The sequence below is a fragment of the Oceanobacter antarcticus genome (assembly GCF_044962685.1).
GTDB classification, from domain to species: Bacteria; Pseudomonadota; Gammaproteobacteria; order Pseudomonadales; family Oceanobacteraceae; genus Oceanobacter; species Oceanobacter antarcticus.
In genome coordinates this window covers 62,877-78,923 of record NZ_JBBKTX010000016.1, presented here as the reverse complement: position 1 = coordinate 78,923, position 16,047 = coordinate 62,877, and the positions used below count along the sequence as shown (strand labels likewise).

The window sequence follows — 16,047 nt, the reverse complement described above, 5'->3', positions numbered from 1 at the left end:
GACCGGCTTCTGCCTGATCAGGACGACGCAGCCATATATTCCCGGCGTTGTTCTTCGCCTTCAATATACTTGATCCACTGATCCGCCGTTTTAACAGCGGCATCATAGCTGCGGGCCTTGGCAAACGCTCCTTTGGCATCGGTCAATTGACCGAGGTTAAACAGCACCAAACCTTGCAGGATCAAGGCCGAATGTGGCTGTTGCAACCCACCTTGCTGGATTGCCAGGTTAACGTTTTTCAGTGCCAGATCCCATTCCTGACGTTCAGTATGGATCTGTGCCAGTTTGAAGTAGTCACTGCCCTCATGCGACAGGTCAGCCGCCTTGGTCATCACGCCAATCGCACGATCGTATTCCTTCGCCAGCATCCAGGCATCACCCAGCAAAGACATATTACGAGCCGTTTCCTTGATGACTCCCTTCTCCATACCCGCGACCAGAATATTGGCTGCCTTGTAGGGAATATCCTGACCCAGCAAGGCTTGTGAATAATTCACCAGTTCGCTTTCCTTGGTCAGCATGCCTTGCTCAAACGCGGTTTCCAGGGTTGCCAGTTCTTTTTTGGGCTGATTCAACTCACTGTAGACGGCCGCCAACTGCACCCAATATTGTGGCTTCGGATACAGGGTTGCCAGATCTTGCAGGCAACGAGCCAGATTATTGAAATCCTTGTTCTGATAATAGACTGCCCGTTCCAGCATCAACCAGTTTTCACGAGGAACCTTACCCGTTTCCTTGGTCATGGCAATTGCCTTCTTCACATCCGGCAATGCCTTGCTGTATTGCTCGATCTGGAAATAAATTTGGGCACGCAGCACGTAGGATTCGGCATTGGCAGACTCAACAATAGTGAACCACTTGTTCAAGGGAACCAGTGCTTTCTTGTAATTTTCCTGAATCAGATACAACTTGGCCAGGCTGTACAGCGTTGTCTGCTCCAGGCTTTCAGGGATATTGTCGACCGACAATACCTGCTCGTAAGCAGCAGACGCATCCTTGTATTTTTCCTGGTTAAAATAAACGTACGCATACATGTTGTACGTCATGGCGGTCTCATAGGAGTTACGTTTGCGCTTCTCCAGAGACTGCAGTTCTTCCAGTGCTTCCTTGTATTTTTTGGCATCGGCCAGTTCACGAGCACCATCCAGTTTTTTGTAAATAACCGGACGCATGGTCGCAGAGCGACGGACACGCTTTTTACTGGACTCAGCACTTGACTGCTCTTCAGCCTGGACGCTGGAAGCGCCCACACTCACAAAAGACAGAGTGAATACCATCAAACCAGCATTCAACAAGGCAATTGACTTTTTCATGCTACCTCCGGTTATCTGCCGTTTTTCTCAAGTTCAAAGCGAATAATATTGCGGACACCTTTTACCTCTACCGGTTTCCCATTTTCCACTTTTGGCTTGTACTTGAATTTCTTCACAGCAGACAGCGCTTCACGGTCGAAAATGTTTGGCGGAGCCGCTTCAATGACGACAGGGTCAACCACGGTTCCCAGACTCGTCACCGTAAATTCCACGACGACGTATCCTTCGATGCCTTTCTGGGCGGCGCGACGCGGATAGTTAGGAGCGACTTTAACGATTGGCAAAAAATCACCATCGCCAGAACCACCAGACAAACCGGCATCGACATTCAGTTCAGCCCCCATATCAAACCCGCCCACATCAAATCCTTCAGCGGATGCCTTGGCAACCTGGGGTTTTGGCATATCAGGCTTGGGTGGCTCTTTTGCAGCCACCGGCGGCTTTTGCGGTTTGCGTTCCTTGGTTCGAACCTCATCGTCCGGCTTGCTCATGACGAAGCTTTCGATGCGGCCAAAATCATTCTCGTTGAGTACAGAGCCACCAGTACTGATCAGGCTCTGCATCATCCAGAAAACGGCAAAGGTCGCAACCGCTGCAACGGCCAGGGCTGCACCAAAGCGTAGCAGGGTTGGGAACATAGCTAGCGCTCCTCTGTTGCCAGAGATACGTCATATACCCCAGCGGCCCGTGCAGCATCCATAACGGCGACCAACTGCTTGGTTTTAGCTTCCTCGTCTGCCTGAATCACCACCGTTCCCTGCGGGTTTTCGGCGTGCATACGTTCGATGTTGGCCCGTACCTGACTTTCATCGACATGGCGTTTGTTAATCCAGATCTCTCCAAGATCATTGATGGCAATCAGGATATTCGCACGTGGCTTGGCGGTCGAAGTACTGGCATCTGGACGATTCACTTCGATACCGGATTCCTTGACAAAGGAAGCCGTCACGATGAAAAAGATCAGCATGATAAACACTACGTCCAGCATCGGCGTAATGTCGATTTCGCCTTCTTCAGCCTGTGGGGTCAAATTTGAAAAACCGCGTCTCATAGCAATCTTCTCTTGAATTAGTGATCGAAGGTCAGCTTGTCTTCTATGCGGATCTTTTCACGCTTGATATAGCGATCCAGCAAGGACTGGGCAAACACACCGGTAATAGCACCCACCATACCAGCCATGGTCGGAATCGTAGCCTTGGAGATACCGGATGCCATGGCCTTGGGACTACCATTACCCAGGAACGCCATAACATCGAATACCTCAATCATGCCACTGACAGTACCCAGCAAGCCGAACAGCGGTGCCAGGCCGATCAACATCTTGATGGTGCTCATATTGGCAGAGAGTTCAAAAGACAGCTGACCAATCAGATCCTGACGAATCTGATGCGCTGTCCAGGAGCGACGTTCGTTACGCGCCTCCCATTCGGTCAATGCCGTCTTTACAGACGTGCGGTAAACGAACAGAAAGTAACCAACACGCTCAAGAACCAGCAACCATAGAATAAAAACCAGCCCACAGATGGCGTAGAGGACATCGCCTCCACGCTCCATGAACAGATAAACGGGTTCGTACAGTTCACCAAACATGATGATTACGCCGCTTTAGCGTGTTGTTGTTCAGACTGGCGAGCCAGAATACCCGTCGCTCGCTCTTCCAGAATCATCATCAACTCGCGACTGCGGTTGTTGGTGAGGGTGTGCAAAAACACACAAGGAATCGCAGCAACAAGACCCAGAACCGTCGTTACCAATGCCTGGGAAATACCACCAGCCATCAATTTTGGATCACCGGTACCAAACAGGGACATGGTTTCAAACACATCGATCATACCGGTTACCGTACCCAGCAAGCCCAGCAGCGGTGCAACCACCGAGATAATCTTGATCCAGCCAATGGCCCGCGTCAGCTTCGGCACTTCAGCAGAAATGGCTTCGCCCAGATGCAGTTCCAGCGTTTCAATGTCAGCGTCCTTGTTGGCCTGGAATACTGCCATCACGCGGCCCAGAGCGTTGTCTTCACGCGGCGTATCAGACGCCATCTGCTTGCGAATACGGCTACCTTCAGCGATCAGCACCAGCATGCGCCACACCGCCAGCAAGATACCAATGCTACCCAAAACAATAATGATGTAACCAACCACACCACCCTGGTCAACACGGTCACCCAGCTCAGGTGACTGACCCAGAATTTTCAGCAACTGACCACGGGAAGGGTCAATCCAGAAACTGGTCAGCGTCGTACCGGAAGCACTTTCCAGCTCTGCAGCCGGGCCGGTGTAACGCCCACCCGGTTGCTTGTCCAGCTCAACCAGACGACCTGAATCCAGATCCCAGTTCAGGTACTTGCCATCAGATACCACGTTAAAACCACCAACACGGATCACTTCTTTTTGGGTGGTTTCACCCGTCGGTACAACCACATCGGCAGTGTATTGGGAAATACGACCGCTATAAGTCATTTCACGCTGCATCTCGAACCACAACTGTTCAAGTTGTTCGATGGATGGCAACTTGGAAGAAGAACCAGCAGTGATGATCAGATCACGCAAAAACACATCACGCCCTGGCAGTTCAGAGCTGACAACAGAGCCTTCAAACACAGATTTGGTATCGCCCGCCACCTGCTGCAAGACACCAAACAGTTCTTTCAACGAACCCATACGATTAGTCAGGCGTTCTTGCGCTTCTGCCACGGTCGTTTCGTTAGTCTGGAACTTACTTTCCTTGCTTTCACTTTCCTTCAGCAGATTGTCACGCTCACGTCGAGCCTCTGCCAGCATCTTTTCCTGGGTAACCTTGTCGGAATTGAAACGCTTGAGACGTTCCTGAAATTCCTTGTTATCACGTGCCTGACCTTGCTTTACCAAGTTCAGCAGGGAATCAACAGAGACCGCCTCGGCAGCAACAGCAGTGTTAACACCCAGAGCCATAACGGCAGAGAGTACGATTGCCTTGAAATTCATTATTTGGCCTCCTGAGGTGCAGCAACAGGTACTTTGATCAGATCTGGCGCAGCTTGCTCACGCGCAATACGGATACCCGCCATCAGTTTGCTTTTCATGGCTGGCTCAAGCATTTCCCACTGTTTTGCAGCGCTGTTCCAGACACCCAGAACATTGCCATCAAGGGATTGATACATCAGCGAAATACGACCAACGCGCAAGAAATCCACTTCGCGACCATCCAGCGTGCCACGATAGGACTCGATGGTACGGCCATAGTCAATTTCAGCCTGATAGGCTTCCATGACCTTGCGGTATTTTTCCGCAACCGTTACATCAGAACGACCCATCAGCGCCTTGAGACCTTCTACGCGCTTGGAACGTTCGTCGACCAGAAAAGGCACATCAACTTTGACAAACTGATCAATGGAATCGATCATGCGCAGCATCAATGGTGTAATCTGCCGCTCGACCAGGGTTACTTTTTCAATACTGTCTTCGATACCAGCCAGCTCGTTGTCCTGAGCCGCAAGCTGCTTGTCGAGCTGTTCGACGTAGACCTTCAAACCGTCTACTTCCTTGACAACACCGCGATACTCGCGCTCCGCAGCACGAATGCTGTTATCGATAGAATCGATTTTTTGCTGAGACGCCTGTGCGCTATTAACGCGGCTGACACCCTTATCGATCGCCGTGTTCACATCGGCGGCAGTTGCGCCAAGCACAACACCGGCGCTGAGAATGGCTGCGGCCAGAATATTTCGAGTTCGCAGTTGCATTGGCATATGTATTACCCGTATAGACTCCGTGATGCCTGTTACAGAAACAGACTCCCCAATTTGAATGCGCACACTACTCAAGCAATATGACATTTCTGTTACATCGCTCACACTCTGCGGCACAACTTGCTATAGATAGTCATGATGACATCCATAAATGACAATCGCGTTAGCAATAGCAACAAAAACGGCGCCCGAAGGCGCCGTTTTTGTTTGAAAACTCACCCCTTCTTATTCAAAGGGGCTGTTCCATTTAATTACTCAGCAAAAGTCGTTTCTGGAGCATCCTGATCAGCAATGCCATCCAAAGAACCATCGATTACCCAGCCAGCCCACCATGCATCAGCAGCAGCAGTGCCAGGGGCAACCGCGCCAACATAGTTGGTGTTTTCAAAAGCGAAGCCCGAACCGTTATCAACAGGCTCCCAAGAGCTGACAGTATACTCAGTCGTATCCGTCAGAGCCGCCGCATCCGTCAGGTCAATGGCAACAGCACCAACAACCCCAACTTCAGAATCAGCAGCGCGCTTGGTGTAGAAGCCATCTGGAGCACAATCGCCGATAACGTTAACCAGAGTGACGTTGCTGTCAATAGTACCAGCATCAGTACCCGTCGCTGCGTCATCTACGCGTACACAAGATTCCCAGTTCACAACTGCAGTGTTGTAGATACGAGTCGTCAGAGCACCACGCAAACGCATACCGTATTGTCCAGCAGTCACTTTGGCACCTACCAGAGTGACGTTGGCCAGAGCGCCTTCAGTCTCAGGAACGTACTCTTCATCGGAGGAGTTGGCTTCGATACCACGTGGATCGTTAGAACCGCTAGGAGTAGTCAGATCAGGGTTTTTGCGCACGATAGCGAACTGAATGTTGCCTTTGTAGCCAGTATCAAAATCGATATCGTCGTCGTCGTTACCCGTCAATACTACGTGAGTCACGTTGACAGTACCACCGAACCACTCGATACCGTCATCCAGGTTGTTGTGAACCTGTACGTAATCGATAGTAGTACCGTGGCCAACACCCATCAGGGTCAGACCGTTCACTTCATTGTTTGGACCAGCAACTTTACCGGCTTCAGCAATACGAACGTATTTCAGCACACCGCTGTTGTCAGCTGGAATATTACCACCGTAGTAACCAACACCGTCGCCGCCTTCACCCTGTACGTTACATACGGCTGTTTCGTCATAAACGGTAGTGTCATCAGGTCCGTCAGCAAAACAAGCCCCTGTGCCACCCTGACCATACTGAGGGGCCAAACCCTGGATGATCACACCACCCCACTCTCCCAGGCCGTCGAAGTTTTCGTCAGTCAAAGAGCTGAAAGTGATCGGTGCGTCCTTGGTACCTTCAGCCATCAGCTTGTTACCACGAGTCACAATCAGAACGCCATCGTCAGCACCGCGAACGTCGGTTCCTGGCTCAATGGTCAGAGTGACACCATCAGCCTGAGCTGCAGTGACATCAGACGCTGCAGTGAAAGAGGTATTACCACGACCAACACGTACCAGACCGTCCAGAACATACTGAACATCCGCAGTCATGGTGAAGTCTTCGTTGATGGTACCAGTAACAACACACTGATCACCGGAGGTGTTACATTCCAGGAACGTTGGTGTCCCAGTCACAGGAGTGTCATCGTTGTTACTATCACTATCGCTACCACAACCAACCAGTGTCGCTGCCACAATAGCAACTGCCAGGTAATTTTTATTCAGATTCATTCTATCTTCCTCAATTTAAGAACGATTGCTTTAGAAAGTGCACAAAGTCTCGTGCACTTTCATGTCACTACGATTACAAAAATCAGAATTGATACTCGACGGAAGCATTAAAGTCGGTACCAACGTAATAGCTTTCGATTGCCGTGCCATTTCGTGAATACGTCACGGCTTCATCAGTGATGTTGGCAACCTTAGCTTTGACAGCCAAGGTTTCGCTGACATCGTAGCGATACACAATGTCAAAGGTGGTACGACCGTCTTCTATGATCGGCGCCAGCTCGCCACGACTGGTCGCATAAATGCGATCGTCAAAATAGTTAACCAGAAGAGTCAGGGATTGACCGGTCGACAGCTCGTCAATACCAAATTGCAGATTTCCGAGATATTTTGATTGCCCCTGTAATTCCCGAGACGAAGTACCTTCGAGGCGCTCTGCTTCGGAACCGGACAAATCAACATTAGAATCTACATAAGCGAAGTTGCCAGAAACAAAGCCACTCCAGAGATCCGTTTCCAGTACATTGATGCGGAAGTCCATTTCAAGGCCGGAGAGTTCTGCGCTAGGCACATTATTATAGGTGTAACCGGTTGCCGCACTGCCATCGCCATCAACCACTGAGCGCTCAATAGGGTTGGTTACATCCTTATAAAACAAGGCAACGGTGACGCTTTCTTCTTCCGAAAAATAGTATTCGCCACGCAGATCCAGGTTGGTAATATCCGAAATTTCCAGATCGGGATTACCGGTCATCGGCTTATCGGTTTCAGGATCATATTGAATAGACTCTGAACGTTCAGTAATACCTGGACGAGAGATTGTTTGGGTAATACTGGCTCGAAGTTGCGCTTCTTCCGTTGCCCGCCAGTTGGCAGACAACGCCGGTAACACATAACTTTCATCCAGCGTATTGGAGGAGTCGGCAGAGTTCGGATAGCGGAGTTCCTGAGAAATACTTTCATAACGCAGACCTGCCAGTACGGACAGGGTATCCATATCCAGCTCGCCCGAGGCATACAGCGCCACAGTGTCTTCATCCGCATTATAGCTATCGGTAGAAGCTGTCGTGCCCGTAAAAGTCACTACGCCATCATCAACATTTGCATCGCTGAAGATATCATCCAGGCTTGCTGTGGCATCAACGGCGCTACCATTGACGGTACGATTCGCATATCGCGCCAGTTCAACATCCCGGCTTTTGGTGGTGTAACTGAAACCCACTTTGGCTTTCAGCATAAGATCGTTCAGCATGATTTCACTGGTGATATCGGAACCAAGATCAACCGTTGTTTCAGTCAGATCAGAGTAACGACGTTCAACCGTTCCCTGGAAGGCAAAATCGTTATTGGTACCCGTTGCACGACCGTAGGTATAACTACGGCGATCTGGTTCATACCGAGAAGTCTGGGCAATACCTGCACGCCACTGAACCGTATCATCACCCAGTAGGTTAAAGTAATGCGTACCGGAAAATTGCTGTCCCAGATACTGGCGCTCAACCCACTGCAACAGGGTTGATTTCAGCTCCTGATCCTTGCCTTCGTCAACGATCTGGCTCACTTTGGTCGTATCGTCAGTCTTGCGCAGCAAAACGGTTTTGCTTTCAAGCAACAAGTTTGCATTCTCAATGCCGTAATAAAAGTAACCTGCCAGATCGATATTACGCTTGGTACGCTCATAAGTGCCGACTTCACTCAGGTCGTTCACTTCCGCATCGTGACGTGCAGTCCACTCATCGCCGTAGCTGAATGCACCATACATCCCGCGAGTTGCGTCATTCCCTTCAGCAACATGTCCATAGGATACAGCGAAGCCACGCTCTGGTTTCGCTTGCACCTGCTGAACGCCATATTGATGATCAAAAGACTGTGTCAACTGGATACGCTCATCCGTTGTAATAAAGGTAGGTACGTTGTAGCCACCATCGGTGAAGCTGTCGGCGTAAGACGGCTGCTCACGGGTGCCATCGTCAACACCCAGAAAATCAGTACCACCGCCTTCGTAGCTGTTAACGTCACTGAAAGTTGTACGGGAGTTCATACCCAGCTTGACACTTGCCTTGCCACCAGTGAATTCGGGCATGCCCTTAGTGGTCATGCGAATTGCACCGCCAGTTGAATCGCCAGGCAGGTCTGGTGTAAAGCTCTTCTGAATATCAATACCGCCCAATACCGAAGCCGGGAACAAGTCCAGCGGCACGTCACGACGCATTGGATCGGTACTTGGCATCAGGCTACCGTTCAATGTGGAAGAAATGTAACGACCAGCCATACCACGAATAATAGCAAACTGGCCGCCAGCAACGGCGACACCCGCAACGCGCTTGAGGGCAGATGCTGCACTTGAATCACCAAAGCGAGCCATTTGCTCTGAGCCAATGGAATCGAGCACGGCTGATGAATCACGCTCTTGAGCTGTTGCCGTCGATGGAATGTAGGAACCCACCGCAACCACTTCTTCGATCACACCGTTGCCAGACATCCCCAGCGTCAGATTAACGCCGGTGTTGACGTTGGCCATCACGCGCACACCACTGACGGTCTGCTGACCATAGTTCGGGTGGGCAATAGCGACATCGTAGTTGCCACGTGGCAGTTCAAAAGAGAAGAAACCATCTTCATCGGTGACAACCGCCAAGTCGGTGCCAACCAGCGAGATGCTTGCGCCAGTCACTGCGCCACCAGTTTCTTCCGATTGCAGATAACCGGAAATCTGCCCCAACGCCGGAGTTTCATCCTGGCCCGGCGTGTAAACGAGTACGTCTTCGAGGGCTTCGCCACCCAGCACATCTACTTGGATTTCGGCATTCTGATCGCCGCTATCGGTATTGAACTCAAAGTCACCCAGCCATTCACCATATTTGGACAATTCAACTTTGTGAGTGCCGCTGTTGATATCGAAACTGACAAAACCGGTTTTACCGATCAATTGCTTTTGACCATCAACACTGACTGCTACATCACGCATGGATGCACCGTCTTCGGTGATATAAAACACGGCTTCACCAGCCATCACTTGAGAAACGAAAAGCGTTGACGCTGCAGTAAGCAACACTCGTGTCGGTTTCATTGAGCCCCCTGAAGGATTTTGGGATATTAAGTTCGGGATAAAAGAGTGGCATTTCGCCGAGGAGCGCCGGAATTCCAGAGATTTGCCGACATTGCTTCGGTGATGAACTGCTAACAAACAATCACCCGCACCCTATTTTGAGGCTGCAGTATGTTTCCAGAATATTTCAAAAAGGTTGCTCAAATATGACACTTGTGTGACAGCGATTTTGAGACAGACAGGAAGTAAATAGAGGTGCTGTCAGACCAGAGCCGACCTGACAGCCAGTTTGATGGGATGTCAATCAGCCTTGGGAGAGCAGTTCTCGCAAGTCGGCAATGGCCGCATTGGCACGAGAAATATAAGACGCCATCACCAATGAATGATTGGCGAACAGCCCAAAACCACTGCCGTTCAGAATGACTGGTGACCAGACCGCTTCCTGAGTGCCCTCCAGTTCACGAATAATCTGGCGCAAGCTCACCAGAGCATTTTTCTTTTCCAGCACGTCGTTAAAATCAACTTCGATCGCCCGCAACAGATGGGAAAGCGCCCAGGCACTGCCTCTGGCTTCATAAAAAACATCGTCAATTTGACGCCATGGGGTTTTTACTTCTTGATCGTAGCCGCTAGGGGTCGCCTGACGAGCAGCGGTATCTCCCGACAAATCGGTATTCAAACGACGTTTGCCGACCGATGCACTGAGTCGCTGCGACAAGCTGCCAAGGCGGGTTTCAACATCCAACAGCCATTGCCGGAGGTTGTCAGAACGGGCATAAAACTGAGCCGTTGGTTCATTCGGGTCTGACAGCCGCTGCAAATAAGCTTCCAGGGCATCCAGTCCACGACCGTATTCCGACTCGGTGGAAGGCACCGCCCAGCTCTCGTTATCAAAATTCAGCTGTGGTTCTGCGATGGCCAGATCCTTGTCTTCCGTTGACTGGCTTTGAGAGCGGCTGAAGTCCTTGCGTAATGCCCGGGAAAAATCCCGCACCTGAACCAGTACGCCAAATTCCCAATTGGGAACGTTGTCGAGCCAGACACCAGGAGGAAACACATCGTTACTCAAATAGCCGCCCGGCTTGTGTAGCAGGGTATCGGTTATCGTAATCAGCGTACTGGTGGTGGTAAACCCGGTCACCGGGCTTACCCCCATGGCTTCCGCACGACTATTGGCGGATTCCCGGACGGCAAAGGCATCCGGTTCACTGCTCCAGATAAATCCCAGCACCAGCGACACCAGTAAATAGATCACCAGTAATACCAACACACCGGTACGCACCGTGCTGCCGTCCGACCACCAGTCTTGCAAGCGTGCTGTTAGCGATGAAAAGCGGGGTTCTGCTTGATCACTCATTCAACCGTTTCCTGTATAGACCAACTCCGGCTCTCTCCAACCCGAGAACCCTGTACTGCAATTTAACCATGTTCACCCATGACTTCACATGCCCATCATTCTCCGACTGGCGTTACCACAGCAGCAGAGACTGCAACAGCGCTACCGGAGCGATATACTGGCCGCTTTGCTCCGCCGGGAGCAGCATCCGCAGAGACGTCAGCCAGATATGTATTCGTTATCACCAGTGGCTATTGCCCATACTCCGTTCCGGGAAAAATTTGCTATTCCAAGACAGCCCATGCTCGCCCCAGCGGCGGTGGGAGAAATACAACTGCTGCCACCTTTTAATGATCCGCTGGCCTTTGACGGACTCGAACAGGTCAGCCACGTTTGGTTGATTTTTCTGTTTCATCAGGCCATGGCCGCACCAGGCAGCGTGCCACGCATGCGAGTACGACCGCCGCGTTTGGGAGGCAACAGTAAACTCGGCGTCTTTGCCACCCGCAGCAGTCATCGTCCCAACGCTATCGGACAATCGTTAGTTAAAATCGAACGTATCCAAACGGACACTCTGCTGGTCAGTGGTGTCGATTTGCTCGATCAAACGCCCATCATCGACATCAAACCTTACGTCCCCTACGCCGATAGCATCGACACCGCCTGGAATCATATTGCCGCCGCCGCACCCGTGCCGATCCGGGTTGACTGGGAAACAACGGCGCTGGAAGCGGCATTACAACTGCAGCAACAGACCGGCAAACCGCTGATTGCCTTAATCGAACAGTGCCTCAGCCAGGATCCCAAACCGGCTTATCAACAGCCCTCCCCAGAACGCCATTACGGCACCCGGCTGTGGGACATTGATATTGGCTGGCACTACCCGACACAAGACTGCATTTGTGTTGATCGTGTACAGAGATCATCCATTTAATTCACTGCCCGCTTTGGGCTTTTGAATGGTGTCGAATCACGAAGCCGGTTTGTACCTCTGGACATAACAATAGGAGCCATCTGTCGGCGATGATCCAGTCCGGTGCTTGGCCATTTCATCACGCACCATAATAAGAACATTTTATTTACCACAATCTTATTTTCATCAACAAAATTTTGTAACCTGATGAATAAGATGAAAAATATTTTCTGGCATACAGGATGCTTCGGATACACGGTAGCCAGCCATCAAACAACGACCATCAATAACAATACCAACACCCAAACAACCACAAGTAATGGAGAGAACATGACACCGGAACAGATTACGCTTGTACAAGACAGCTTCGCCAAGGTTGAGCCCATCGCCGACACGGCTGCCGAGCTGTTTTATAACCGCCTGTTTGAACTGGATCCGTCAGTACGGCCGATGTTCAAGGGCGACATCACGGAACAGGGTGCCAAACTGATGACCATGATTGGTGTCGCCGTGCACAGCCTCAACAATCTCGAAGCCATCCTACCGGCCGTGCAGAATCTGGGGGTTCGCCACCTTGAATACGGCGTCACCGACACGCATTACGACACGGTCGCTGCCGCCTTGCTGTGGACGCTGGAGCAGGGCCTTGGCCCGGACTTTACCCCCGCAACCAAAGACGCATGGACGGCAACCTACGTCACATTGGCGACCGTCATGAAGGATGCCGCCCACGCGGCTGAAGCCTGAAGCGGCGGAAATTGTGATCTGGCGGCTGTTGCAAACACAGCGCCGGATTTGCAAACCTGAAGCAGACGCGATGCGTCACAATCTGACGACATAACGACCCATAGCGCAATTTCCTGCAATCGAGGCCAAGTCTCAGATTAAACGGGTTTTTTACCCGCCATAGCAGTAGAATTCCTGTTTCAGACAAACAAGTAGATGGAGATACGTGTTCCCCTGGAAGGATATATTGCCGGGTATGCTGTTACGCCACCGTCCCGGCACCGCCGAGCAAATGGGTACCGAGACCAGCACCGCCACTGCCGATCAATATGGTGACAGCGGTCAGGAGCTCTCGCAAGATACCCTTGCCCGGTTACGGGCCAGGCAACTGCTCACCATCGCCCGACTGACCCCTCTTAATGCCGTCGCCAATGTTTTTAACGTCATACTGTCATCCATCGTGCTCTGGGGCATTGTCCACCCCGCGATCATTCTGATTTGGTCCACCCTGATATCGCTGCTGATGGGAACCTCAGTGATCGGCTGGTACCGTATGGTCAAACGCCCGCAACCACCGCAATATGCCCGTGAGCAAACCCTTCATCGCGCCACCTGGCATGCCGGACTCATCGCTCTGCTATGGGCACTTCCCCCCGTGTTTCTGTTCCATCAAGCCTCTGCTGAACAGCAACTGTTTCTTACTGCGATCAGTGCAGGGATGATGTGTGCAGGCGGGTTTGCGCTGTATACGCTGCCTGCTGCAGCCCAGCTATTTACCGGTATCCTCGGCGCGGCATCAGTGATCGCATTGGCTAGCTCCGATCTGGCGTCGCGCCTTTATCTGATTCTGCTGTTGCTGATGTACCTGACGATTCTCCTCGTCAGTATTGTTCACGCCGGAAGGGTATTCCGCGCTCACGTTCTGGCAGAAATGACCTCAGACAACCAGAAGCAAGTCATCAGCCTGTTGCTGAATGATTTTGAACAAAGCACCGCCGATGTGTTGTGGGAAGTCGATGCTCAGCTGACATTTCGCCGTACCAATAACAAGTTATCTGAACTGTTTGGCAATGACAGCGAAGAGCTGGGCAGCACCGATTTTTTGTCTCTGGTGCAACTCAGTCAAGCCCGGCTCACAGACCACATCCAGAAACTTGCACACTCAGCGTATACCGCGCTGAGTACCGCCTTGAAGGGAGGTAGGGCTTTCCGCGATATTGAAGTCCCGATGTGTATTAATCAGCGCACCGTCTGGTGGGCAATCACCGCCAAGCCCACCGTCAAGGGTGGCTGGCGCGGTGTCATTTCTGATATCACCGAATCCCACCAGGCACAGCAGCGCATCTGGCAACTGGCTCATGAAGACAATGTCACGGGTCTGACCAATCGCCATGGTTTTCAGACTGGCATAGAGTCAATTCTGGCACCGCTGGATCTGGCCAGGCCGAATCAGGAATTAAGGGCGTTGCTCTCCATCGACCTGGATCGTTTCAAGGCGGTAAATGACGCTTTTGGTCATGATGCCGGCGACAAGCTACTGCAGGTGGTCGCCGATCGCCTGCGCAGCCATACCCGCCCGCAGGATCTGGTCGCCCGCATTGGCGGCGATGAATTTGGCCTCATTCTGCAGCAACTCGACAATCACGAGCAGGCGCTGGAGATTGCCGAACGGCTGGTCGCCAGTATCAACCAACCCTGTCAAATCGATAACGCCAGTATTCTGGTAGGCGCCAGCATTGGTGTCGCGTTTATCCCGGAAGATGGCGCTCAGCAAGACGTTATTCTCAAACACGCCGATCTCGCACTCTATCAGGCCAAGGCCAGAGGACGTGGCAAGGTGGTACGGTTTGCCCCCACCATGGCCGCCACAGCCCAAACCCGACACCGTATCGAACAGGCACTGCGAAGCGCCTTGCAACAAGAGACACTGACACTGGCCTACCAGCCGCAACGCCATCTGATCAACGGCAAAGTCACGTGTGTTGAAGCGCTGGCGCGCTGGCATGACCAGCAGCTGGGGCAAATCGCCCCCGCCCTGTTTATCAGTGTGGCGGAGGAATCCAGCCTGATTCACACGCTGGGGCAGTTATTGCTGAATCAGGCCTGTCAGCAACTCAGTCGCTGGCCAGCCAACTTGACGGTGGCCGTTAATATCTCGCCGCTACAACTGGCCAATCCTGACATCGTTAACCAGGTCGCCGACACCCTCAAGCGCCACGACGTCGTCGCTGACCGCCTTGAGCTGGAAATCACCGAAACCGCACTACTCGACGACAGCCACAATGCGCTGGACAAACTTCATCAACTGAAAGCCCTGGGTGTCAGAATCACCCTCGACGACTTTGGCACCGGCTACTCATCGCTGGTTTACCTACGCTGTTTTCCGTTCGACAAAATCAAGATTGACCGTTCATTTGTCAGTGAAATGGCACAAGAACCCACAGCACGCACCATTGTCGGTGCCATTATCCAGATGGCCAGCGCCCTGAATATGGCCGTTGTGGCAGAAGGTGTAGAAGAGCAGCAACCTCTGGAGCTGCTACAACAATTGGGCTGCACCATAGCCCAGGGCTATCACATATGCCGCCCACTGGCACCAGAGGCTGTTGCGGCCTACCTGGAACAATACAACTGAAACCGGCTTTTTAATCACATCAGGATTTTTTGCAGTAAGCCGCAATAATCACAATACGCTGGCCATTCACACGACCTTCAATGTGCTTGGGATTATCACTTAACGAAATTCCTCGTACCGCGGTGCCGCGTTTGGCCGTCATACTGGTGCCTTTGACATCCAGATCCTTGATCAGCGTCACGTTATCTCCAGCAACCAGCACCACACCATTCACATCCAGCGTGGGTTCCGCGTCCTCAACACCAGCAGCGGCTTCTGCCCACTTGCGGGTATCATCTTCCAGATACAACATCTCCAGCAAATCCTGGGCCCAGGTCTCGCTACCCAGACGCTTCAGCATACGGAATGCCATGACCTGAACGACCGGCACCTGACTCCACATACTGTCGTTCAGACAGCGCCAGTGATTCTGATCCGGCTCGGCACCGTCTATCTGGGCCAGACAAGTACCACACAGCAGAATATGGTTATCCGACGATGCCAGCTCTTGTGGCGGTACAGCCCATGGCGACAAGTTCTCTGTCGCTCCGCACAATTCACAGCGGTGGCCACTACGTTCCAGCAAAGTGTGTTCAATGCTCACCGGATTACCCCTTCAGAAAAAGCGGGCATTATGCCCGATGA

The 16,047-nt window shown here is 51.8% G+C and carries 13 protein-coding genes; 3 read left to right on the top strand and 10 right to left on the bottom strand.

Annotation, left to right across the window (positions count from 1 at the left end; all coding sequences use genetic code 11):
* Positions 1-17 precede the first annotated feature (17 nt).
* The 9 genes from WG929_RS13600 to WG929_RS13560 all read right to left on the bottom strand — a co-directional run bounded on the left by WG929_RS13600 (position 18) and on the right by WG929_RS13560 (position 11,170).
* On the bottom strand, positions 18-1,313 hold the full coding sequence (locus tag WG929_RS13600; RefSeq protein WP_416206472.1) for a tetratricopeptide repeat protein: 1,296 nt from the start codon (positions 1,311-1,313) through the stop codon (positions 18-20).
* 11 nt (positions 1,314-1,324) lie between these two features.
* A complete protein-coding gene (locus WG929_RS13595; RefSeq protein ID WP_369857419.1) occupies positions 1,325-1,951 on the bottom strand; it encodes an energy transducer TonB in 627 nt (208 codons plus the stop codon).
* A gap of 2 nt (positions 1,952-1,953) precedes the next feature.
* Entirely contained in the window at positions 1,954-2,364 is a 411-nt protein-coding gene (locus WG929_RS13590; RefSeq protein WP_369857418.1) for an ExbD/TolR family protein, read from the bottom strand.
* A gap of 17 nt (positions 2,365-2,381) precedes the next feature.
* A complete protein-coding gene (locus WG929_RS13585; RefSeq protein WP_369857417.1) occupies positions 2,382-2,903 on the bottom strand; it encodes a MotA/TolQ/ExbB proton channel family protein in 522 nt (173 codons plus the stop codon).
* A 5-nt stretch (positions 2,904-2,908) separates the two neighbouring features.
* Positions 2,909-4,279: a MotA/TolQ/ExbB proton channel family protein gene (locus WG929_RS13580; RefSeq protein ID WP_416206471.1), complete on the bottom strand. Its 1,371-nt coding sequence runs from the start codon at positions 4,277-4,279 to the stop codon at positions 2,909-2,911.
* Positions 4,279-5,043, bottom strand: coding sequence for a DUF3450 domain-containing protein (locus WG929_RS13575; protein WP_416206470.1), 765 nt, complete (start codon positions 5,041-5,043; stop codon positions 4,279-4,281). Before WG929_RS13575 ends, WG929_RS13580 begins: the two co-directional genes overlap by 1 nt.
* Before the next feature lie 251 nt (positions 5,044-5,294).
* On the bottom strand, positions 5,295-6,767 hold the full coding sequence (locus WG929_RS13570; protein WP_416206469.1) for a beta-helix domain-containing protein: 1,473 nt from the start codon (positions 6,765-6,767) through the stop codon (positions 5,295-5,297).
* Positions 6,768-6,849: 82 nt separating this feature from the next.
* Positions 6,850-9,834 (bottom strand): TonB-dependent receptor, encoded by a 2,985-nt coding sequence (locus WG929_RS13565; RefSeq protein WP_416206468.1) that lies wholly within the window; start codon positions 9,832-9,834, stop codon positions 6,850-6,852.
* A 283-nt stretch (positions 9,835-10,117) separates the two neighbouring features.
* Positions 10,118-11,170, bottom strand: coding sequence for a DUF2333 family protein (locus WG929_RS13560; protein WP_416206467.1), 1,053 nt, complete (start codon positions 11,168-11,170; stop codon positions 10,118-10,120).
* 88 nt (positions 11,171-11,258) lie between these two features.
* Here WG929_RS13560 and tsaA point away from each other — a divergent pair, with 88 nt between their 5' ends.
* The 3 genes from tsaA (at position 11,259) to WG929_RS13545 (ending at position 15,423) form a co-directional block, all read left to right on the top strand.
* Entirely contained in the window at positions 11,259-12,083 is an 825-nt protein-coding gene (gene tsaA / locus WG929_RS13555) for a tRNA (N6-threonylcarbamoyladenosine(37)-N6)-methyltransferase TrmO (RefSeq protein WP_416206466.1), read from the top strand.
* Positions 12,084-12,392: 309 nt separating this feature from the next.
* On the top strand, positions 12,393-12,809 hold the full coding sequence (locus WG929_RS13550; RefSeq protein ID WP_416206465.1) for a globin family protein: 417 nt from the start codon (positions 12,393-12,395) through the stop codon (positions 12,807-12,809).
* A 235-nt stretch (positions 12,810-13,044) separates the two neighbouring features.
* Positions 13,045-15,423 carry a putative bifunctional diguanylate cyclase/phosphodiesterase gene (locus WG929_RS13545; RefSeq protein WP_416206464.1) on the top strand — a complete coding sequence of 793 codons (2,379 nt, stop codon included), beginning with the start codon at positions 13,045-13,047 and terminating at the stop codon, positions 15,421-15,423.
* 19 nt (positions 15,424-15,442) lie between these two features.
* On the opposite strand, the gene WG929_RS13540 is transcribed toward WG929_RS13545, so the two are convergent.
* Positions 15,443-16,006, bottom strand: coding sequence for a PhnA domain-containing protein (locus tag WG929_RS13540; RefSeq protein ID WP_416206463.1), 564 nt, complete (start codon positions 16,004-16,006; stop codon positions 15,443-15,445).
* Positions 16,007-16,047: the final 41 nt, after the last annotated feature.